This window comes from Streptomyces klenkii (assembly GCF_003626645.1).
GTDB lineage: Bacteria > Actinomycetota > Actinomycetes > Streptomycetales > Streptomycetaceae > Streptomyces > Streptomyces klenkii.
In genome coordinates this window covers 1-1,206 of sequence record NZ_RBAM01000126.1, presented here as the reverse complement: position 1 = coordinate 1,206, position 1,206 = coordinate 1, and the positions used below count along the sequence as shown (strand labels likewise).

Here is a 1,206-nt window from a genome sequence, read left to right as displayed (position 1 = left end):
CTTCAGAACTAACACAGTGGACGCGAGCAACTGAGGACAAGCCCTCGGCCTATTAGTACCAGTCAGCTCCAACCGTTACCGGTCTTCCACACCTGGCCTATCAACCCAGTCGTCTACTGGGAGCCTTACCCCATCAAGTGGGTGGGAGTCCTCATCTCGAAGCAGGCTTCCCGCTTAGATGCTTTCAGCGGTTATCCCTCCCGAACGTAGCCAACCAGCCATGCCCTTGGCAGGACAACTGGCACACCAGAGGTTCGTCCGTCCCGGTCCTCTCGTACTAGGGACAGCCCTTCTCAAGACTCCTACGCGCACAGCGGATAGGGACCGAACTGTCTCACGACGTTCTAAACCCAGCTCGCGTACCGCTTTAATGGGCGAACAGCCCAACCCTTGGGACCGACTCCAGCCCCAGGATGCGACGAGCCGACATCGAGGTGCCAAACCATCCCGTCGATATGGACTCTTGGGGAAGATCAGCCTGTTATCCCCGGGGTACCTTTTATCCGTTGAGCGACGGCGCTTCCACAAGCCACCGCCGGATCACTAGTCCCGACTTTCGTCCCTGCTCGACCCGTCGGTCTCACAGTCAAGCTCCCTTGTGCACTTACACTCAACACCTGATTGCCAACCAGGCTGAGGGAACCTTTGGGCGCCTCCGTTACTCTTTAGGAGGCAACCGCCCCAGTTAAACTACCCACCAGACACTGTCCCTGATCCGGATCACGGACCCAGGTTAGACATCCAGCACGACCAGAGTGGTATTTCAACGACGACTCCACCATGGCTGGCGCCATAGCTTCACAGTCTCCCACCTATCCTACACAAGCCGAACCGAACACCAATATCAAGCTATAGTAAAGGTCCCGGGGTCTTTCCGTCCTGCTGCGCGAAACGAGCATCTTTACTCGTAGTGCAATTTCACCGGGCCTATGGTTGAGACAGTCGAGAAGTCGTTACGCCATTCGTGCAGGTCGGAACTTACCCGACAAGGAATTTCGCTACCTTAGGATGGTTATAGTTACCACCGCCGTTTACTGGCGCTTAAGTTCTCAGCTTCGCCTGGACGAATCCAAGCTAACCGGTCCCCTTAACGTTCCAGCACCGGGCAGGCGTCAGTCCGTATACATCGCCTTACGGCTTCGCACGGACCTGTGTTTTTAGTAAACAGTCGCTTCTCGCTGGTCTCTGCGGCCACCCCCAGCTCAG

The 1,206-nt window shown here is 56.5% G+C and carries 1 rRNA gene; it reads right to left on the bottom strand.

Annotation, left to right across the window (positions count from 1 at the left end):
• Nucleotides 1-32: 32 nt before the first annotated feature.
• Nucleotides 33-1,206 (bottom strand): 23S ribosomal RNA (locus D7231_RS35130); the annotation flags it as partial.